The organism is Micrococcus terreus, from assembly GCF_900116905.1.
Lineage (GTDB): Bacteria > Actinomycetota > Actinomycetes > Actinomycetales > Micrococcaceae > Citricoccus > Citricoccus terreus.
In genome coordinates this window covers 145,556-165,476 of record NZ_FPCG01000003.1, presented here as the reverse complement: position 1 = coordinate 165,476, position 19,921 = coordinate 145,556, and the positions used below count along the sequence as shown (strand labels likewise).

General features: G+C 70.4%; 20 protein-coding genes and 1 riboswitch. Of the genes, 11 read left to right on the top strand and 9 right to left on the bottom strand.

Annotated features, from left to right (window positions below):
- Positions 1–137: 137 nt before the first annotated feature.
- Positions 138–899: a VIT1/CCC1 transporter family protein gene (locus tag BM355_RS05180; protein ID WP_091695738.1), complete on the bottom strand. Its 762-nt coding sequence runs from the start codon at positions 897–899 to the stop codon at positions 138–140.
- A 105-nt stretch (positions 900–1,004) separates the two neighbouring features.
- A complete protein-coding gene (locus BM355_RS05175) occupies positions 1,005–2,126 on the bottom strand; it encodes a glutathione S-transferase family protein (RefSeq protein WP_091695736.1) in 1,122 nt (373 codons plus the stop codon).
- An 11-nt stretch (positions 2,127–2,137) separates the two neighbouring features.
- Between BM355_RS05175 and BM355_RS05170 the strand changes: the two genes are divergently transcribed.
- The 4 genes from BM355_RS05170 to BM355_RS05155 all read left to right on the top strand — a co-directional run bounded on the left by BM355_RS05170 (position 2,138) and on the right by BM355_RS05155 (position 5,044).
- On the top strand, positions 2,138–2,977 hold the full coding sequence (locus BM355_RS05170) for an MBL fold metallo-hydrolase (protein WP_091695733.1): 840 nt from the start codon (positions 2,138–2,140) through the stop codon (positions 2,975–2,977).
- Position 2,978: 1 nt separating this feature from the next.
- The gene (locus BM355_RS05165; protein ID WP_245760613.1) at positions 2,979–3,593 is read left to right on the top strand and encodes a GNAT family N-acetyltransferase; all 615 of its coding nucleotides are present in this window, start codon (positions 2,979–2,981) and stop codon (positions 3,591–3,593) included.
- A 90-nt stretch (positions 3,594–3,683) separates the two neighbouring features.
- The gene (locus BM355_RS05160; RefSeq protein ID WP_245760612.1) at positions 3,684–4,634 is read left to right on the top strand and encodes an SDR family NAD(P)-dependent oxidoreductase; all 951 of its coding nucleotides are present in this window, start codon (positions 3,684–3,686) and stop codon (positions 4,632–4,634) included.
- Entirely contained in the window at positions 4,631–5,044 is a 414-nt protein-coding gene (locus tag BM355_RS05155; protein ID WP_091695731.1) for a universal stress protein, read from the top strand. The genes BM355_RS05160 and BM355_RS05155 overlap by 4 nt, the downstream gene beginning before the upstream one ends.
- A 40-nt stretch (positions 5,045–5,084) precedes the next feature.
- Here the strand turns inward: BM355_RS05155 and BM355_RS05150 are convergent, their stop codons facing one another.
- Positions 5,085–6,638 (bottom strand): mechanosensitive ion channel family protein, encoded by a 1,554-nt coding sequence (locus BM355_RS05150; protein ID WP_091695729.1) that lies wholly within the window; start codon positions 6,636–6,638, stop codon positions 5,085–5,087.
- Positions 6,639–6,738: 100 nt separating this feature from the next.
- On the opposite strand from BM355_RS05150, the gene hisD reads away from it, so the two are divergent.
- From hisD to BM355_RS05105, 7 genes are all read left to right on the top strand, one after another.
- A complete protein-coding gene (gene hisD / locus BM355_RS05145) occupies positions 6,739–8,046 on the top strand; it encodes a histidinol dehydrogenase (protein WP_091695726.1) in 1,308 nt (435 codons plus the stop codon).
- Positions 8,047–8,153: 107 nt separating this feature from the next.
- Positions 8,154–8,273: riboswitch (SAM riboswitch) on the top strand.
- A 106-nt stretch (positions 8,274–8,379) separates the two neighbouring features.
- Complete coding sequence (locus BM355_RS05140) at positions 8,380–8,934, top strand: flavin reductase family protein (RefSeq protein WP_091695723.1); 555 nt, start codon at positions 8,380–8,382, stop codon at positions 8,932–8,934.
- 232 nt (positions 8,935–9,166) lie between these two features.
- Positions 9,167–9,577 carry an RNA-binding S4 domain-containing protein gene (locus tag BM355_RS05135; RefSeq protein WP_091696050.1) on the top strand — a complete coding sequence of 137 codons (411 nt, stop codon included), beginning with the start codon at positions 9,167–9,169 and terminating at the stop codon, positions 9,575–9,577.
- 223 nt (positions 9,578–9,800) lie between these two features.
- Positions 9,801–10,004, top strand: coding sequence for a cold-shock protein (locus tag BM355_RS05130; RefSeq protein WP_091695721.1), 204 nt, complete (start codon positions 9,801–9,803; stop codon positions 10,002–10,004).
- 120 nt (positions 10,005–10,124) lie between these two features.
- Positions 10,125–11,132, top strand: coding sequence for an aldo/keto reductase family protein (locus tag BM355_RS05125; RefSeq protein WP_091695719.1), 1,008 nt, complete (start codon positions 10,125–10,127; stop codon positions 11,130–11,132).
- 171 nt (positions 11,133–11,303) lie between these two features.
- On the top strand, positions 11,304–12,380 hold the full coding sequence (locus BM355_RS14110; protein ID WP_143109429.1) for an Ig-like domain-containing protein: 1,077 nt from the start codon (positions 11,304–11,306) through the stop codon (positions 12,378–12,380).
- 71 nt (positions 12,381–12,451) lie between these two features.
- Complete coding sequence (locus BM355_RS05105) at positions 12,452–12,811, top strand: hypothetical protein (protein WP_091695711.1); 360 nt, start codon at positions 12,452–12,454, stop codon at positions 12,809–12,811.
- A gap of 30 nt (positions 12,812–12,841) precedes the next feature.
- On the opposite strand, the gene BM355_RS05100 is transcribed toward BM355_RS05105, so the two are convergent.
- The 6 genes from BM355_RS05100 to BM355_RS05075 all read right to left on the bottom strand — a co-directional run bounded on the left by BM355_RS05100 (position 12,842) and on the right by BM355_RS05075 (position 19,916).
- Positions 12,842–14,194 (bottom strand): MFS transporter, encoded by a 1,353-nt coding sequence (locus BM355_RS05100; protein WP_245760611.1) that lies wholly within the window; start codon positions 14,192–14,194, stop codon positions 12,842–12,844.
- Positions 14,191–14,763, bottom strand: coding sequence for a hypothetical protein (locus BM355_RS05095; RefSeq protein WP_245760610.1), 573 nt, complete (start codon positions 14,761–14,763; stop codon positions 14,191–14,193). The genes BM355_RS05100 and BM355_RS05095 overlap by 4 nt, the downstream gene beginning before the upstream one ends.
- 29 nt (positions 14,764–14,792) lie before the next feature.
- Positions 14,793–16,097 carry an MFS transporter gene (locus tag BM355_RS05090; protein WP_245760609.1) on the bottom strand — a complete coding sequence of 435 codons (1,305 nt, stop codon included), beginning with the start codon at positions 16,095–16,097 and terminating at the stop codon, positions 14,793–14,795.
- Positions 16,098–16,127: 30 nt separating this feature from the next.
- The gene (locus tag BM355_RS05085; protein WP_245760629.1) at positions 16,128–17,309 is read right to left on the bottom strand and encodes an amidohydrolase; all 1,182 of its coding nucleotides are present in this window, start codon (positions 17,307–17,309) and stop codon (positions 16,128–16,130) included.
- A gap of 106 nt (positions 17,310–17,415) precedes the next feature.
- On the bottom strand, positions 17,416–17,898 hold the full coding sequence (locus tag BM355_RS05080; RefSeq protein ID WP_091695707.1) for a DUF3237 domain-containing protein: 483 nt from the start codon (positions 17,896–17,898) through the stop codon (positions 17,416–17,418).
- Positions 17,898–19,916 (bottom strand): FMN-binding glutamate synthase family protein, encoded by a 2,019-nt coding sequence (locus tag BM355_RS05075; RefSeq protein WP_091695704.1) that lies wholly within the window; start codon positions 19,914–19,916, stop codon positions 17,898–17,900. The genes BM355_RS05080 and BM355_RS05075 overlap by 1 nt, the downstream gene beginning before the upstream one ends.
- Positions 19,917–19,921 lie beyond the last annotated feature (5 nt).

The window sequence follows — 19,921 nt, the reverse complement described above, 5'->3', positions numbered from 1 at the left end:
GGCCGAACCGACCCGGCACAGTGACCCGCACCGTTCCGTGAGGGTCACTGTCTTCTCTACAGGCCGGGGCGGACACGCACAAGGACGGGGCTCACAGCGGCTGCTCTCAGCCCGGTTCCTGCCCGTCAGGAGCCGGGTCAGACCACCCCGGAGGCGCCGAGCCAGGCACCCACGCCGAACGTCACGGCCAGTGCCAGTGCACCGCCCACCACCACACGGAGGGTGGCCGGCAGCACCCTGGCCTGCCCCAGCCACGCGCCCACGGCACCGGTGAGGGCCAGCGCCACGAGGGTGATGCCGAAGGTGACCGGGATGCGGATCGGCTCGGGGGTCAGGATGATCGCCAGGAACGGCAGCAGCGCTCCGATCAGGAAGGAGATGAACGAGGCTCCGGCTGCGGCCCACGCGCTGAGCACCTCGTCCTCGTGCAGGTTCATCTCGGCCCGCAGATGCGCACCCAGGGCGTCCTTCTCGGTCATCTCCTCTGCGGCCGCACGGGCGGTCGGCGCGCTCAGACCCATGTCCTGGTACATCTGCACCAGCTCTTCGAGCTCACCCTCAGGGTCCTCGGCCAGCTCCTGGCGTTCCTTGGCGATCAGCGCCTGCTGGCTGTCCGAGGAGGAGGACACCGAGACATATTCGCCCAGCGCCATGGAGATCGCCCCGCCGATCACCGCCGCCGCACCGGCCACCATGACCGGTCCGTTGCCGGTGGTCGCCCCGGCCACGCCCACCACGGTGGCGGCCACGGAGACGATCCCGTCGTTGGCCCCGAGCACCCCGGCGCGCAGCCAGTTCAGCTTCTGGGCCAGGTTCCTGCCGCCGTCGCCGTTGCTGTGCGGTTCGGACCGCTCTGCGTGGTCGGCTGAGGCGGGAGTGGAGGTCTGTGCGCTGCTCATGGCGATCAGTGTCCTCCCGCCGCACCAGGTCGCGCCAGCAAGGTCAGGCTGTCCTCACTTCACGGCGTCCCGACGACGGCCGGCACCTCCCAGCCGACCAGCGGATCAGGCCAGATACATCGGGTTGTGGCCGGCCTCAACACGCTCGTCCTCGCGGACCGGGTCCGGGGCGGTGCCGTCGCCGAACGGCGAGCCGCCCAGCTCCTCACGCCGATGCTCGGAGAGCCACCCGGACAGGTCCGGCCCCTGCGGGACGATCCCGGTGGGATTGATGTCCCGGTGGACCTCGTAGTAGTGGCTCTTGATCTGCTCGAAGTCGATGGTGTCCCCGAACCCGGGAGTCTGGAACAGGTCCCGGGCATAGCCCCAGAGGGCCGGCATCTGGTCGAGCTTGGTGCGGTTGCACTTGAAGTGCCCGTGGTAGACCGGATCGAACCGGGCCAGGGTGGTGAACAGACGGACGTCGGCCTCGGTGATGGTCTCGCCCATCAGGTACCGCTGGCCGCTCAGGCGCTCCTCGAGCCAGTCCATGGCGGTCCACAGTCGCTCGTACGCGGCGTCATACGCCTCCTGGGAGCCGGCGAATCCGCAGCGGTAGACCCCGTTGTTGACCTCGGTGAAGATCCGGGTGATGACCTCGTGCATCTCATCCAGCTTCTCCTCCGGCAGCAGGTCCGGGGCGCCGTCGCGGTGGAACTGCGTCCACTGGGTGGAGAAGTCCAGGGTGATCTGCGGGTAGTCGTTGGTGACCACACCGCCGGTGGGGATGTCCACGATCGCCGGCACGGTGATGCCGCGCGGGTAGTCCGGGAAGCGGGTGAAGTAGTTCTCCTGGAGACGCTCGGTGCCCAGCACGGGGTCCGTGCCGCCCTCGTCCAGGTCGAAGGTCCAGGACCGCTCGTCATGGGTGGGTCCGGGGGTGCCCAGGGAGATGGCGTCCTCCAGGCCCAGCAGGCGGCGCACGATGATCGTGCGGTTGGCCCAGGGGCAGGCGCGGGCGGCCACGAGGCGGTACCGGCCGGCCTCCACGGGCCAGGCCTGGGCGTCCTCGGTCAGCCCGCCGTGCACGCGCCCGACCTTGTCCACCTCCTCGCGGGGCATCGCCTCCACGGCCGCCGGATCAGCCACGATCCGGTCCATGATGTAGTTCGTGTCCCGGGAGAACTCCTGGCCGTCCATCACGTAGACGCCCTGCTTCTGCGGCTGATCCTTCTGCTGCTCATCCATACACTGAGCCTATGACCTCTGCCGCCTCCACCCCAGAGCCCACCGATCTGACCCGCTGTGTCCTGGCGGACAACCCCTCCGGGATGACCCTGGCCGGGACCAACACCTACCTGCTGTCCGCACTCGAGTCCGGGACCGTGACCGTGGTGGATCCAGGCCCGGTGGAGGACTCCGAGCGGCATTGGGACGCGGTGCAGGAGGCGGCGGCCGGCAGGCGGGTGGAGTTGATCCTGGTCACCCACCACCACGGTGACCACACCGGCGCGGTGGACGTGTTCCACGAGCGCAGCGGCGCCCCGGTCCGGGCTCACAGCCCTGAGTGGTGCCGCCAGGCCGAGCCGCTCTCCCCCGGCGAGCAGATCGAGGCGGCAGGCGTGCGCGTGCAGGTCCTGCACACCCCCGGCCACACCTCGGACTCGGTGTGCTTCCACCTTCCCGACGACGGCCCGGCCGGCTCGGTCCTGACAGGAGACACCATCCTGGGGCAGGGCACCACCATGCTGGACCATCCGGACGGCACCCTGGCCGACTATCTGGACTCCCTGGACCGCCTCGAGGCGCTCGGCCAGGCTCTCGTTCTGCCGGCCCATGGCCCGGCCCTGGACTCGGTGGCGCAGGTGGCCGCCCACTACCGGGCGCACCGCCAGGAGCGGCTGGAGCAGGTCAGTGCTCTGCTGCAGTCCCGCCCGGAGGCCGAACGGAACGCGGTCACCGCCGAGGAACTGGCCGCCGAGGTCTACCCAGGCCTGTCCGGCACGGTGCAGCGCGTGGCCACCCAGACCATGGCCGCCCATCTGCGCCACCTGCGGGAGGCCCCTGCCACCGGGCACTCCGGCGCGCCGAGCGCCTGAGGTGAGTGACGTCGTCGGGGCCTCGGAGCCGGTCCTGCCGGACTTCTCGCTCAAGCCCACGCTGCGCGGCGAACGCGTGGTGCTGCGGCCGATCCGTGCCGAGGATGCCCCGCTGCTGGCGGTGATCTTCCAGGACCCGGAGGTCGCCGAGCTGACCGGGTCGGTGCACCGCAGCGGGGAGCGAGACGAGCCGTACGCCCCGGAGCGGCTGCGTCAGATCTACGCGGACTGGGCCCAGGCCACGGACCGGATGGTGTTCGCCGTGGAGGACCCGGACACCGGTCAGGTGGTGGGCGAGACCGTGCTGAACGAGCTGGACGGACCGAACCTCTCCTGCGGGTTCCGGATCCTGATCGGACCGGAGGGGCGCGGACGCGGGATGGGCACCGAGGCCACCCGGCTGACCGTGGAACACGCCCTGCACACGGTGGGACTCCACCGGGTGAGCCTGGAGGTGTACGCGTTCAACCCGCGGGCCCGGCATGTGTATGAGTCGGTGGGCTTCCGCCATGAGGGGACCGGCCGTGACGCCCTGCGGTTCGACGACTCCTGGGTGGATGTGGAGTACATGGCGGCGCTGGCCACCGATCCTGCGTGGTCCGTGTCCAGACCGTGACCTTTCCCACCCTCAGTGCGTCCGTGCCTCGACCTAGCATGGAGGGGCATCATTCGATTCGCCGTCAGGCTGCTGCGTCAGGATCACCGCGTGCCCCAGAACGACCTTCCCCAGTCCCCCACTCCTGCTCCGCGCCAGCAGGCCCCCGTGCGTGCCCGGCGGACCGGGCAGACGGTGATGATCACGGGCGCCACCTCCGGGATCGGCGCCGAGTTCGCCCGGCAGCTGGCCGGACAGGGCCATGACCTGGTGATCGTCTCGCGCCACCGGGAGCTGCTGGCCGGGAAGGTGCAGGCGCTGGAGGCCCAGTACGGAGTCAGCGTGGAGGCCATCACCGCGGACCTCTCCACGCAGGAGGGCATCCAGTCGACGGCCGACCGCCTCACGCAGGCCGAGCGGCCTGTCAGCATGCTGATCAACAATGCCGGCTCCGGCCTGGCCACGGACTTCCACGCCTCGGACCTGCAGGACGAGCTGGCCATGATGCGGCTGCTGATCGAGGCGCCGCTGGCCCTCTCGCACGCCGCCATCAACGCCTTCCTGTCCCGCGGGGGAGGACGCGTGCTGAACGTGGCCTCGGTGGCCGGACTGATCCCGGACGGGTCCTACGGGGCGGCCAAGGCGTGGGCGGTGAGCTTCAGCCGGTGGGCCAATGTGCGCTACCGCGCGGACGGCGTCACGGTGACCGCGCTGTGCCCGGGACTGGTGCGCACCGAATTCCATCAGCGCGCCGGGATCAAGACCGCCTCGCACCCCAAGTGGATGTGGATGGACGTGGATGATGTGGTCCGCGAGGGACTCACCGCCGCCGCCCAGGGGCAGAGCGTCTGCATCCCCTCGCGCCGTTACCGCTCCCTGATGCGCGCCGCCCGGTTCAGCCCGGACGCCGTGCTCGAGTGGTTCTCCCGGCACGAGGCCAAAGAGATGAAGGACTCGAAGGAATCCAAAGACCCTCAGGCGTCCACCGTGTCCACGGTGAGCGCGCAGCAGTCCGCCCCCGCCCGCCCTGCCGATCGCACCGGAGAGAAGTCCCGCTCATGACCATCCTCGTCGCCTACGCCCCATTCGAGGAGAGCCGGGCCGCCCTGGACGAGGCCATCCGTCTGGCCCACCTCTCCCACGAGGACCTGGTGGTGGTCAATGCCACGCCCGGCGGAGACCACAAGCACGACGCCGCGGTGGACGAGACCGAGGCCGAGCGCCTGCAGCAGGTGCTGGACGCCTCCGGACTGCGCACGGAGTTCCGTCAGTTCGCCCGCGGCCGTTCCACGGTGGAGGAGATCCGGGACGTGGCCGCCGAACTGGACCCGTCCCTGGTGGTGGTCGGCATCCGCCGCCGCGGCTCCTTCGGCAAGTTCCTGATGGGCTCGGTCACCGACGACGTCCTCAAGGAGATCGACCAGCCGGTGCTCTGCGTCAAGGAGCCGCTGAAAGGCGCCCGCAGGGACTGACCCCGCCGCGGTCGGCCCGGCACCTCCGCGAGTCAGCGCGTCAGCCGGCTCGGCCCTCGGACTCCGGCTGATGCTCCGGCCTGGCCTGCACCGGCAGCTGCCCGGTGTCCTTGCGGTCCTGCCGCTCCTGCCGCTCCTTGCGCTCCTGGTAGGCCGCCTCGCCCGGCCCGGCGAACTCCCGGTTGCGCTCCACGGCGGTGATGGATCCGGTGAACATCGAGGAGTCCTCGCTCACCTGCGCCAACGGGGAGGTCTGCGAGATCGGCCCGGGCACGGTGTCCCCGGTCCGGTCGGCACGGGTTCCGGCTCCGGCCTGTCCCGACGACGTCCCCTCACCGGGCACGCTCGGCTGCGGCTGCTGCGAATCCTCACCGGGTGCAGCTCCCGTCCTGCCCTGCCCGCCCTGGCCGTGGGCCTGCCCGCGGGCCAGCCCGGGGACGGCCTCGAGCATCCGCTGGGCGTAGATGCCCTCCGGGTGGTCAGCGCGCAAGAAGGTCACGAAGTCCTCGCGGACCAGGCAGCGCAGGTCCCAGAGGTCACCGGAGTTGCGGGCCGAGACCACCGCGCGGATCTGGACCATGCCGCCCACGGCGTCGGTGATCTGCATGGAGCACTCGCGCCCGTCCCAGAGCTCCGTGGACTCCACCAGGGCCCGCAGCCGTTCCCGCATGGCGTCCAGGGGCACATTCCAGTCCACGTCCATCAGCACGGTCCCGGACAGCGCTGAGCCGGTGCGCGTCCAGTTCTCGAACGGGGTGGTGGTGAAGTGGCTGGAGGGGTAGATCATCCGGCGGCCGTCCCAGATCTTGACCACCACCGAGGACAGGGTGATCTCCTCGATCGTGCCGAAGGTGTCCTCCATGTCCACCACATCGCCCACGCGGATGGCGTCGGTGAAGGCCAGCTGCACGCCGGCGAAGACGTTGGTCAGGGTGGACTGCACGGCCAGGCCGGCCACCACGGAGAGCACACCGGCTGAGGCCAGCAGGCCGGCGCCGACCGCCCGCACGGAGGGGATGGCCAGCAGGATGGCGGCCACCGCGATCACGATGATCACCGCGTTGAGGATCCGGCGCAGCAGCATGGTCTGGGTGCGGATCTTGCGGTCCCGGCGGTCGTCCACTCCGGCCGCCTGGTACTTGACCAGCAGCCGTTCCTCCACGATCCGCACCACGCGCAGGGCCAGCCACCCCAGGGCAGCCACCACCCCGGCCAACAGCAGGAACCGCACAGCGTCGAACCAGGGCTCACCCTCGGCCGTCAGTCCCAGGGCCACCCGGGCGGCCAGCAGTGCCAGGGCCGTCATCACGGGGATCCGCACCCGCCGGATCTGCTGGCGCAGTTCGGGCCGGCGGCGCAGCACCACGTTGAGCACCAGGGCCACCACGGCCACCAGGGCGATGGCCGCGGCCACCCCGATCAGCATGTTGACCAGGATCCCCAGCACGGGGCCCATCGCCTCCACGGTGCCCTCAGCGGACTCCTGCACCGGGTCAGGGACGGCCTCCTCCACGGGACCGGTGGGATCGGGCCCGGGTTCGGCGAGGGCCACCGGGGCCAGGAGGGACTGAACAGGTGGGGTCAGCAGGGGCATGACCCCAGTCTGACACCGTTCACTCACCGCTCCCTGGACAGGTGGAGAATGGAGACTGAGTCACTCTCACCCGTCTCAGCACCGTCTCCGGAAGGACCCCATGCTCTCCCTCACCGATCTGCGCGGCCAGGACGTCGATCCCCTCTCCGTGCTGCCCCGGGCCGAACTGGATGTGAGCTCCGCGGTGGAGACCGTCCGCCCGATCCTGGACCAGGTCCGTGACGGCGGCGTCCAGGCGGTGCTGGACCTGGGCGAGCGTTTCGACGGTGTCCGCCCTCCCTCCCTGCGGGTGCCGGCTGAGGCGCTGGAGCGTGCGCTGGAGCAGCTGGACCCCACGGTCCGTGCGGCCCTGGAGGAGTCCATCAGCCGTGCCCGCCGCGTGCACAGCGCCCAGATGCCGGAGGACTCCACGGTCGAGCTGGGCGAGGGGGCCGTCGTGGTGAACCGCTGGGTGCCGGTGAACCGCGTGGGCCTCTATGTCCCCGGAGGCCGCGCCGTGTACCCCTCCTCGGTGGTGATGAATGTGGTGCCGGCCCAGGCCGCTGGTGTGGCCTCGCTGGCGGTGGCCTCTCCCCCGCAGGCCGAGCACGGCGGGCTGCCGCACCCGGTCATCCTGGCCGCCTGTGCCCTGCTGGGTGTGGACGAGGTGTACGCGGCCGGCGGCGCCCAGGCGGTGGCCATGTTCGCGTACGGCGTGAGGGACGACGACGGCACGCAGGTCTGCGCCCCGGTGGACCTGGTGACAGGGCCGGGCAATGTGTATGTGGCCGCGGCCAAGAGGGCGCTGCTGGGGACCATCGGGATCGACGCCGAGGCCGGGCCCACGGAGATCGCCGTGCTGGCTGATGCCACCGCGGACGCCGCCTGGGTGGCCGCGGACCTGATCAGCCAGGCTGAGCACGACCCCCTGGCCGCCTCCGTGCTGATCACCACCTCCCCGGAGCTGGCGGCGGACGTGGTCCGGCAGATCGAGCAGCAGGTGCCCGGCGCGGCCCAGGAGGAGCGGATCCGCCAGGCCCTGGGTGGGGAGCAGTCCGGGATCCTGGTGGTCTCGGACCTGGACACCGCGATCACCGTGGCGGACGCCTACGCCGCCGAGCACCTGGAGGTGCACACCGAGAACGCCGCTGAGGTGGCGGACCGGATCTCCAACGCCGGCGCGGTGTTCGTGGGCGGGCACTCCCCCGTCCCGCTGGGCGACTACTCCTCCGGGTCCAACCACGTGCTGCCCACCGGCGGCTCAGCACGGTTCTCCTCCGGACTGAACACGGTGACGTTCCTGCGCCTGCAGCAGCAGATCCGCTATGCGGAGACCGGACTGAAGGAGCTCGCGGACAACATCTCCGCCCTGGCCCACTCCGAGGGCCTGCCCGCCCACGGCGCGGCCGTGCGGCTGCGGTTCAGCTGAGTGTGACGTTCTGTGGCGTGAAGGCGGCCCCCGTTTCCGGCACCGCGTTCCGGCATGTGGACGGGGCTTTGACCTGCCCCGGGCCGCTGTCCTAGCGTCATACCCAGAATCACGAGTCCCCGCCGATGCAGCCCTGGCTGGCGGGACGGCAACCCTCTCACGCAGTAGTGGGGTGCTCCAGGTGATGATTCGGTCGCTCGGACCACCCCGGGTGACAAGTACAGCGTCACTGAGTCCAACGGTCCCGTCCGGGCCGCCGGACAGCCCGGACGGGACCGCTCAGCTGAGCAGGATCTCCCTGGCACAGCCGCGCACGTTCAGGAAGGCCTGATTATGACCGCCTTGGCCACTCACGAGTCCACCGCACTGGAGACGGACACCGTCCTCTGCACCGACCTCTCCGCGCTCTCCCTGCGCAACGCGTTCTCCCACTTCCCCTCCGGCGTTGCCGCCCTGGCCGGCTATGCCGACGGCGTCAAGGAGGGGCTCGTGGCCTCCTCCTTCACCGTGGGCGTCTCCCTCGACCCGCCGCTGGTCTCCTTCGCCGTCCAGAACTCCTCACGCACCTGGCCTCGGCTGCGCCGCGCCGAACGGATCGGCGTCTCCGTGCTGGCCGAGGGGCATGACCAGGTCTGCCGCCAGATGGCCAGCAAGGACGGAGACCGGTTCGCCGGACTCGGCCTGCAGGTCACCGAGGACGGCGCCGTGCTGCTGGAGGGGGCCGCCCTCTGGCTGGAGACCTCCGTCTACGCCGAGCTGCCGGCCGGGGACCACCAGATGGTGCTGCTGCAGGTCCACGGCGTCTCGGACCAGTCCGGCGAGCACGAGCCGCTGGTGTTCCACCGCTCGGCCTTCCGCAACCTGCGCACGGCCGAAGGCAACCAGTGACGAATCAGTAGGACGTCCTGCATCTTTCCCAGCGACCTCCCAGCTGGCTCCAGGCCCACTCCCACACCCGACTCCTACAGTGGTGACTACCTCATCAAGGTGCGAGTGATGACATAGAGGCCCCGGGCCCGGCGAGAATGCGTTCCCCTCACGCAGCCGGCCCGGGGTCTCTCTCTGTCTGCCGCCAGGGCACCGAGACACCTGTGCCTGGCCGCTGACTACGATGTCGGAGATGACTCCTCCACCTCCTGCTTCCAGAACCCCGTCCGGCCCCGTCCGCCTGGACGCCTGGCTGTGGGGCGTGCGCATGTACAAGACACGCTCTGCCGCCACCGCCGCGGTCCGTGCCGGCCACGTCCGAGTCAACGGCGCCCCGGTCAAGGCCGCACAGTCTGTGACGGTGGGAGACACCATCCGCCTGCGCCAACCCGGCCGGGAACGGATCCTGGAGGTGACCGGACTGCTCTCCAAACGGGTGGGAGCACCGGAGGCGGTCCGGCACTACATCGACCACTCACCACCGCCTGCCCCCCGGGAGATGATGGCCGTCCCGGTGCGGGAGCGCGGGGCGGGGCGTCCCACCAAACGCGACCGTCGGCAGATGGATCGGCTGCGCGGACGGGACTCCGAACCACCCCTGTGAGAGCAGACGGGTGAACTCTGGGCGAACTCCGTGTCTGCTCTTTTCGGACGGTGTCCAATCACTGAGGAAGCCAGTACCATCGATCTCGAAGTTGTAGTAGCTGTCCGTCTTGAAGCGGTCCACCAGCCGGCCCCCCGGGCCTGTCGGAGTCGTGCAAGCGGTGCAACACATCGCTTCATCCCGCCGGAACACCGGTGGGCGACACCGAATGAAAGGGGCCATCATGGCTACCGGTACCGTCAAGTGGTTCAACGCTGAGAAGGGCTACGGCTTCATCTCTCCGGACGACAACTCCGCTGACATCTTCGTGCACTTCTCCGCCATCGAGGGCTCCGGCTTCAAGGAGCTGCAGGAGGATCAGAAGGTCGAGTTCGAGTCGCAGCAGGGCCCCAAGGGCCTGCAGGCCGCCTCGGTCCGCCCTCTCTGATCTGACTCGACCGCCCGGCTCACTCTGAGCCGGCACCGGCACACCACGGCCGCTCACCCACCCGGGTGAGCGGCCGTCGTCGTAGTATCCCTGTGCGCCAGAGCACATTAGGGTGGATCCATGGAATTCAGGTATCTCGGCAACAGCGGACTGAAGATCTCAGAGATCATCTACGGCAACTGGCTCACCCACGCCTCCCAGGTGGAGAACGAGATCGCCCACCAGTGCGTGACCACCGCCCTGGAGCAGGGCATCACCACCTTCGACACGGCGGACACCTACGCCAACACCCAGGCCGAAGTGGTGCTGGGCGAGGCCTTGAAGGGTCAGCGCCGCGAGTCCCTGGAGGTGTTCACCAAGGTCTACTTCCCCACCGGCCCCAAGGGCCCCAATGACACGGGGCTGTCCCGCAAGCACATCATGGAGTCGATCAACGGCTCGCTGCAGCGCCTGCAGATGGACTACGTGGACCTCTACCAGGCCCACCGCTATGACGTGGAGACCCCGCTGGAGGAGACCATGCAGGCCTTCGCCGATGTGGTGCGTGCCGGCAAGGCCCTGTACATCGGCGTCTCCGAATGGCCGGCGGACAAGATCCGGGAGGCCCATGGGATGGCCCGGCAGCTGGGCATCCAGCTGATCTCGAACCAGCCCCAGTACTCCATGCTCTGGCGGGTGATCGAGCCCGAGGTGGTGCCGACCTGTGAGGACCTGGGCGTCTCCCAGATCGTGTGGTCGCCCATGGCCGAAGGCGTGCTGACCGGCAAGTACCTGCCCGGCCAGGAGCCGCCGGCCGGATCCCGCGCCACCGACGAGAAGGGCGGCGGGAAGAAGATGATCGCCGGCTGGATGCGCGACGAGGTCCTCACCGCCGTGCAGAAGCTCAAGCCCGTGGCGGACAACGTGGGCTGCACCATGGGTCAGCTGGCCATCGCCTGGGTGCTGAAGAACCCCAATGTGGCCGGCGCGCTGGTGGGCGCCTCGCGTCCGGAGCAGCTGGTGGAGAACGTCAAGGCCTCCGGCCTGTACCTGGACGACTCGACCATGGCGGCCGTGGATGCCGCCGTGGGCCACATCGTCACCGACGATCCGACCAAGGTGGCCGTGCCGGAGGGGCGTCTGACCTGAGGTCCTGGTCACATTCGCTCACATGAGACCTTGCCGAGACGCCAGATCACAGTACGATAACTCTTACGCCGGTGCTGCCCGTTCCGCTGGACGGAGCGGGCAGCACGGGGCCAACCCTGCAGAGGGACTTCGGCTGATCAGGGGGAGATCATGCCACGCGTCGACTCGACCGTGTCACCCAGCCCCAGCCGAGCGAACCCGATTCGAGCGCAGTCATCCCCCAGGACCTCTCCTCGCCGCACCGCCTCCGCCCTGACCGGTGCCGCCCTGCTCTGCTCCGCCCTGGTCACCGGCGCCCTCCCGGCCGCGGCCGACACCCTGCCTGAGCCCTCCCCCTCACCGTCCGAGAGCATCACCCCCACCACGGCCCCGCCCCTGGTGAGCTGCCCGGGTCTGCTGGTGATCAGCGGCCGCACCGAATCCGCGCGAGTGGAGGTCAGCGACGCCTCAGTGACCATCACCGCCGGACGCTCCACCGCCGGCGGACAGGTGAGCGTGTCCGGGCTGACCGTCACCTACACCGCCCCCACCGACTACGCCGGAGAGGATTACATCCCGGTCACGGCCACTGACACAGAGGGCACCACGAGCAGCTGCGAGATCACGGTCAAGGTCGAGGCGGCCCCCACCCCCACACCGGAGCCGGAACCGGAGCCGACCGTCTCTCCCACGCCGGAGCCCACCACTCCCGCCCCTGCTCCGAGCACCACTCCGGCGCCCACGTCCGCACCGCCGTCCACCGGCACGCCGTCCTCCCCGGCACCGGCGCCCACCACCACGTCTGCGCCCACCCCCACCTCGGCTCCCACGGCCACCGCCCCTGCGCCGACCACCTCACCCGGCACCCCCGGCCCCGCGCCCACCTCGGCCCCAGCCCCGTCGCCCGCGCAGCCCAGCCCCGACTCCCCTGCCGAGTCGAACCGCCAGGACGGCCCCCTGCTGCCGATCGCCTTGGGCTCAGGTCCGGGGGCCGGCTCTGCAGACGGTGGCACCGCCCCGCTGGCTCCAGGCAGCCCACCGGACAGCACCACCGCCCCGGCGGCACCCACGGTCCAGGAGCCCACGCTGGCACCGGAGACGGTGATCGTGGAGACCCCTCAGGACCAGGCTGGACCGGACGCTTCAGACACCCGTGACCTGGTCTCAGACTCCCAGAGCTCGTCCCGGGTCTGGGTGGTCCCGCTGCTGCTCCTCGCCGCCCTGGCCGTGGGTCTGATCGGCCTATGGCGCAGCCGCCGCGAGGTCTAGACTGGGCGCACACGGCCGGGGTTCGGCACCAGCGCCGCCACCCGGGCCGACTGACCCACTGGAGGTGCGTGATGTCCCGTTACGAGGATGAGCTCGACCAGCAGTTCGTGGACGAGGTCGAGGACGATCTGGAATCGCCGGAGGACGGCCGTGACGGCTCCCCCGCCGAAGGCTCCTCGGACGATCCTGACTCGTTGGACGCCATCGATCCGCTGCGCCGAGACACCTACCTGCTGGACGGGGACGAGGACTACAACCGCGTCCCGGACTATCAGGAGCGCGGCGAGTACTCCGAAGACGATGAGCCCGAGGAGGACGAGGACGATCTGGCCTTCGAGGACGACGGCTCCGAGGCGTTCCGCGACCCGGACAATCCGGACGATGACTGGACCCCGCGCGACCTCGAGGATGAGGACGAGGACGAGCGCTGAGCCCCGGGGCCGTCCCCCAGCTCACCTCACCTAGCTGCGGTCCGGACCGGTCCTGCCGCTGGTCACCCGTTCCACCCCGGAGGCGGCCAGCACGGCACAGGCGAACCACACCCCGGCCGCTGGCCCCAGGGGTGCGGCCACCAGACCGGCGAGGGCCGGCAGTGCCACCTGCCCCACCCGGTTGCCCACCAGGCGCAGTGCCAGCGCTGGTCCGCGCCAGGTGTACGGGACGGCCTGGGAGATCTGGGTCATGGTCAGCGGCTGTCCCAGTCCCAGCACGAATCCGCCCGCCGCCATGAACAGCACCGCGAGCAGCATCGACTGCCACACGGTCAGCGCCACCGGCACCAGCCCGATCCCCACGGCGGAGACCAGCAACGAGACCAGGATCAGCGAGTTCCTGGTCCACCGGCGCGAGATCCACGGCAGGAACACGCGCGAGAGCACCGAGAACCCGCCGCGCACAGCCAGCAGCACGCCCACCCAGAACGGGGCCACTCCGGCCCGCTCGCCCACCAGCGGCATGAACGCGGTGAGGATGTCCAGCATGGCCAGCAGCGCCAGGGCGGCGAACATGTGGGACGGGATCCCCGGCACCTTCAGGATGGCGAGCATCGTGGGCCTGCCTTCAGCACCGGCGGCAGACGCGGTTCCCGACGCCGTCCCCTCACCTGAGGTGCCTCGGGTCGCCTGAGGTGCCAGGCCGTCGTCGGGGTCCGTGGTGGACCTCCGGCGGGCGGAGCCGCCGTCCGGGCGCAGGGCGAGCATGACGGGGACCGCGAGCAGGGAGATGCCGGCGCCGAGCCAGAGTGAGGCGGTGATGCGGTCGTCGAATCCGGCGTCGGTGGCGGACTCGGCCAGCGTGGTGTTGCCCAGGATGAGCCCGGAGAGCAGCGGTCCAGCCATCTGGCCCACGGAGAACGCCGCCGTGAACCAGCCGAAGGCGGCGTCCATCAGGTGGGCGGGGGCGCGCCGGCCGATGGCGGCCTGGCCGGCGATGGTGAAGACCAGGTGGCCCATGCCCAGCACGGCGGAGGCGACCATGATCACCAGCACGGACTGGCCCAGCGCCAATCCGACGCCGCTGATCGCCATGACGGCCGCGCCCAGAGCGATGATGCCGCGCAGGGAGGGCAGCCGTGCGGTGGACCGACCCAGCCACATGGCGGTGAACAGCGGCAGGATGGCGTAGGCGGCGGTGGCCAGGCCGATCGCGGCCTCGTCCGCCCCGATCTCGATCAGCCGGTAGCTGGTGACCGGGCGCAGCAGGTTCAGGGAGGTCTGGGTCAGGATGGCGGCCACCACCATCACCCACAGCCAGGTCAGGTCTCCACGGGCGGGCCTGCTGCTGGCGGTGGAGCCGCTGGAGCCGGACCCGGTCACCGGTGCAGTGCCGCCGAGGACGGGGGCGCCAGCAGCGCGCGGGAGGTCAGAGCGAGCATCAGCACCAGGGCGATGATCAACAGCCCGTCCACCGCGATGTACGCGTAGTGCAGGTTCGAGCCGCCGGCGAACTCACCGGCCAGCACGGCGTCGGTGCGCTGGTTCAGGAACGGGCGGATGGCGGCGAACTTGATCAGCAGCAGCCCCCCGGAGATGAGTCCGAGCAGCCAGAGCCGGTTCGTCCCGGGTGCGGTCAGCCGGGCCCACGGAGGACGGCCGAGGCTGCGCACCAGGGCGATCAGCAGGACCAGGACCAGCACCACTTCGACGATGTTCATGGCGAAGAACACCCGGCGGCCGATGCCCAGTCCCAGCGGGATGGTGATGCCCGGCGCAGTGAACTTCAGCGGCGCCTCGATCAGCGAGATCCCGATCAGCAGTCCCAGCCAGACGGCCGGGATCACCAGCAGCAGCGCCCGCGCCCAGACCGGGCCGCCCGGCCCGGCGGGAGGGGCGGCGGCATCAGCGGCAGCCGCGGTGCGGGGAGCGGACTCGGGTGCGGGGGTCATGCCTCCAGGGTAGACCTGCGGACGGGCGTTCAGCCCTGCCGGCCGCGGGCGGCCGGATGCCGCTGGCCGTAGCCGCGCAGCACCAGGGCGGTCAGCACGCACGCCACGTACACCCCCGCCACCGTGATCCAGCCCAGGGTGAAGTCCCCCGTGCCGTCCCGCAGCGCGCCCATCACCAGCGGCCCCAGCGCGAACCCGGTGTACATGCCCATCGAGTTCACCCCGGAGGCCGTCCCGATCCGATGCGCGGGGACCACCAGCATCAGCCCGGCGTTGATCACCACGTTCGCGCCCAGCACGGTGATGCCGTGCAGCGCCGCCCCCACCCAGATCAGTGCGGGGGCGTGCCAGGCCGCCGCACCCAGGAAGGCGGCCACACCCAGGATGGCCCCGGCGGTGATCATCAGCAGCAGGGTGGAGGCCCGCCAGCCTGCCGCCATCCGCCGTCCCCACCAGATCCGGGAGATCACCCCGATCACGCCCGAGGCCGCCGCGGCCACCCCGCCCAGCACCAGGGAGAACCCCAGCTCCTCCACCGCGAACAGCGGCAGGTACACGTTGGTGGCCTGCATGCCGAACCCGGAGAGCATCCCGATCGCCGCGAAGATCCACACCGTGGTGGGCAGACGCGTCGGTGAGGTGGGAGCGTCAGGTGACGGAGCCGTCGTCGGGCCCTGCTGTGAAGGGGCGGCCCTGCCGCCTGCTTCCCGACGACGGCCGGTCACCTGAGGTGAATCCGGCACCACGCGCAGTCCCACGGCCAGCAGGATCAGGGCGACGGCCGCCGCTCCGAGCGCCGCGCCGGTCCAGCCCAGCCAGAGGGCCACCGCGGGGAAGAACAGGCCGGAGAACAGCTGGGACGCCTGCACGCCGGACTGCTTCACGCCGATCACCCCGGACCGCTTCGCCGGCGGGACCTGCTCGATGATGATGCGGTTGGTGGTGGGGTTGGAGATCGACTGGGCCGGTCCGGCCAGGATCGCGGCGATGATCAGCACCCAGTACGTGGGGGCGAACGCGCCGACCACGAGCGCGAGCGCCGTGCCCAGGAAGATCAGGATCAGCTGGGCGCGCGGGGTCATCCGGTCGGCCAGGCGGCCCAGCCACATGCTGGAGACCGCGGCGGAGGCGAACACCACGGTGACCACCAGGCCGAGCTGGCCGGCGGTGATGCCCATCTGCTCGATCACCAGCGCGGAGGAGACCGAGATGCCGTAGTTGAACAGCGGTCCCACGCCCATGGCGCACAGCAGCACGAACAGCAGCGCCCCCGAGGTGCGGGTGCGCTGGGAGTGCTGCTCGTGCGGCTGGTCTGGCTCGGCGGGGCTGGTCACGGGTTCAGAGTAACGCCGCCGGCGGACGAATCAGGGCCGGTGACCCACCCGGGACAGGATGGCGGTCAGAGCGGCCCGCGCGGCGGTCCACAGGGTGGGCTCGGGGACCGGGACGAAGCGGGGCGAGTGGTTCACCGGCATGGTGCCCGAGTCCACGGTCTGCTGATCGAACCCGCCGTAGAACCAGAACACGGACGGGACGCCGAGCGCGGTGGGCAGATGGCCGAAGTCCTCCGAGCCCATCTTCGGCTCGGTCTCCAGCACGTTCTCCTCGCCCAGGGTGCTGTGCAGGGCCTCGGTGAGCGCCTGGGTGGCCTCCGGGTCGTTGAGGTTCTTGGGAAAGGTGTAGAGCTCCTCGATCTGCGGTTCCGGGGCACCGGAGGCCTGTGCCTCGGCCAGGATGATGCGGCGGATGGCCGCCAGGACCTGCTCACGGACGTCGTCGTCCATGGTGCGCACGTTCAGGGTGAACTCCGCCCGGTCCGGGATGATGTTCTCCTTCAGGCCGGCGTGGAAGGTGCCCACGGTGACCACGGCCGAACGCAACGGGGCGACCTCACGGGAGACGATCCCCTGCAGGCGGGTGATGATGTGCGCGCCCTGGACGATGGGGTCGATCGAGTCCTGCGGCTGGGACCCGTGGGACTGCTCGCCGAACAGGGTCACCTTCCAGGAGTCGGCATAGGCCATGACCGGCCCGGAGACCAGGCTGACGGTGCCGGCCAGGCCGGGCATCACATGCTGGCCGTAGACGATCTCCGGGTGCGGGGCCTTGTCCCAGAGTCCGTCCTCCACCATGGCCGCGGCTCCGGCCCCGGTCTCCTCGCCCGGTTGGAAGATCAGCACCACGGTGCCGGACCACCGGGCGGTGTCTGCGGCCAGGACCTCGGCGGCGGTGAGCAGGGCCGTCACGTGGGTGTCATGACCGCAGCCGTGCATGACCGGGACCTCGGTGCCGTCCGGGAGGGTGCCGCGGGCCGTGCTGCGGTAGGGCACCTCCGACTCCTCCTCGATGGGGAGGGCGTCCGAGTCCGCACGGAAGCCGACCACAGGTCCGTCCCCGTTGCGCAGGATCCCGACCACGCCGGTGCCGCCGCAGCGGACGTGCTCGATCCCGAGCCGGTCCAGCTGGGTCTCGATGAACTCGGCCGTGCGGTGCTCCTGCATGGACAGTTCCGGGTGGGAGTGCAGGTGCTGGTACACCTCGAGCATCCGCTCGCGCACCTCGGCGGGGATCTCGGGGACCTGGGGGACGGAGGTCTGGGTGCTGGGTGAGGTTCCGGCAGAGGTGCTCATGGGCGCCAGCGTAGCCGTCCGTTCAGCGCACCGACCAGAGGTCGATCACCACACGGTCCGGCTCCCGGCGGCCGGATCCGATCACCACGGTGGACTCCAGCCAGGACAGCTCCGCGCCGGACACCTCGAACCGGGGCGCGCAGCGGAAGTAGATGCGCTCAGCGGGCACCTGCTCGCCCCGGACCAGCGCGGCCACGTCCTCGGCGGATCCTGTGCGATAGGCCAGGTTGGTCACGAACACCCGTTCGCCGGTGTCCGACTCGATCACGTACCGGGCGTCCAGGTCCGTCACCGTCTCGGAGCGCAGCACCTGGAAGTCCGCGCCGCCGGGCAGGATGGTGCCGGTCAGCTCCGGTCCCGTGGCGCTGCCGCCGAGGATGGGGATCATCCGGCGCAGTCCCGCGTGGGTCTGCCCGACCTCCACCGGGGTGCCCACCAGGATCTCCAGGTGGGTCAGGTACTCCAGCTCTGGGGCAGAGAGCCCGCCGCTGTGCGGATCAGCCATCAGCCGCGGCGGCCCTCGGGGCGGGTGGAGTCGTCCACGATCGGGGTGGATCCGGTGTCCGTGCGGCACGAGACCGGGTCCTGGTCCGTGCCGTGGGTGGCCGGATCCGCATCCCGGACGGGCTTGACGCCACCGGTGCGCTGCTGGCCGCCGGTTCCGGACGAGCCGCGTCCGCCACCCTCCACCGCGTCGCCGCCCTGCTCAGCGACCCCTGCTCCCCCGGCCCCCTGGCCGCGGTGAGCCGAGGCACCTGCCAGAGAGTCGTCGTCGTGGTGTCCGTTCTGACCGCCCTGGGCCAGAGCGGCGCGCAGCTCATGCAGCGGTAGCGCAGAGGTCTCGGTGGAGACCGCTCGGCGGGTGCGGGTCTGCTCGGTCTCCGGGACCAACTCGTCGCGCCACTGGGGGTTGCGGTCCAGGTAGCCGATGGGTGCGTGCTCGCCGAAGTGGTCGGCGTCGGCCTCGTCCCAGTCGGCGGCCCAGCCGCGCGGGGGCTCGTTGAGCAGCTCGTCCTCGCGCAGCCAGTGGTAGATCGAGGCGTAGGAGCGGGTGTTCAGGTGGTCCACGCGGCGGCGCAGCATGCGGGTGTTCAGCTGCGAGGGCTCGGTGACGCCCATGGACGCCATGATCTGGACCGCCTCGCGCACGGTGAGCTTGTGGTAGTTGTGCACGCGGTGGGACTTGTCGTCCACGTCCAGGGCCTTCATCAGACGCTCATCCTGCGTGGCCACACCCACCGGGCAGTGGTTGGTGTGGCACTTCTGTGCCTGGATGCAGCCGGTGGCCATCATCATGGCGCGGGCGGACATGGTGAAGTCCGCGCCCTGGATCAGCCGCTTGACGATGTCCGAGCCGGAGACCACCTTGCCGGCAGCACCGATCTTGATCATGTGGCGCAGACCGGCGCCGACCAGGGCGTTGTGCACCAGCATCAGGCCCTCGGTCAGAGGGGTGCCCACGTGGTCGGAGTACTCCAGCGGGGCCGCGCCGGTGCCGCCCTCGGAGCCGTCCACGATGATGAAGTCCGGGGCGATCCGCTCCTCCCACATGGCCTTGCACATGGCCAGCACGTCCGTGCGGGAGCCCACGCAGAACTTGATGCCCACGGGCTTGCCGCCGGAGAGCTCGCGCAGCTGGCCGATGAACCGGACCATCTCCCGGGGCGTGCGGAAAGCGGAGTGCGAGGCTGGGGAGACGCAGTCCTCGCCGACCGGGACTTCACGGGCCTCGGCGATCTGCGGGGTGACCTTGGCGCCGGGCAGCACACCGCCCAGTCCGGGCTTGGCGCCCTGGGAGATCTTGATGGTGATGCCCTTGACCTCCGGCAGGGTGGCTTTCTCGGCGAACCGCGCCGGGTTGAACTTCCCCTCCGGGGTGCGGCAGCCGAAGTAGCCCGAGCCGATCTCCCAGAACAGGTCCGCGCCGTTGCCCTGGTGGTACTTGGTCAGTCCGCCCTCGCCGGTCTCATGGATGAATCCGCCCATGCCGGCGCCCTTGTTCATGGCGAGCACGGCATTCTTGGACAGCGAGCCGAAGGACATCGAGGAGATGTTCATCAGCGAGATCTCGGCCGGCTGGGTGCAGTCCGGACCGCCGATCCGCACGGTGGGGATCTGCTCCGGCGGGTTCACGGGGGCGGTGGAGTGCAGCAGGAACTCGTAGCCGATCTCGCCGGTGTCCCGTTCGGTGCCGAAGGCCTTGTGGTCGTCCTGCCCCTTGGAGCGGGAGTAGACCAGGGAGCGGGAGTCGCGGTCGAAGGGCTTGCCGTCGAAGTTGCGCTCGATGAAGTACTGCTGGATCTCCGGCCGGATGGACTCCAGCAGGTAGCGCATGTGCCCGAGCACCGGGAAGTTGCGCAGGATCGCGTGGCGCTTCTGGGTCATGTCCCAGATCCCCAGGATCAGCAGCGCCACCACCACGGCGGCCAGGATGTACCAGCCCGCAGAACCGAGGTTCGCGGCCAGCAGCGTGGCCACGGCGAGCAGGGACAGACCAGCGATGATCAGCAGACGGTTGTTCACCCGTC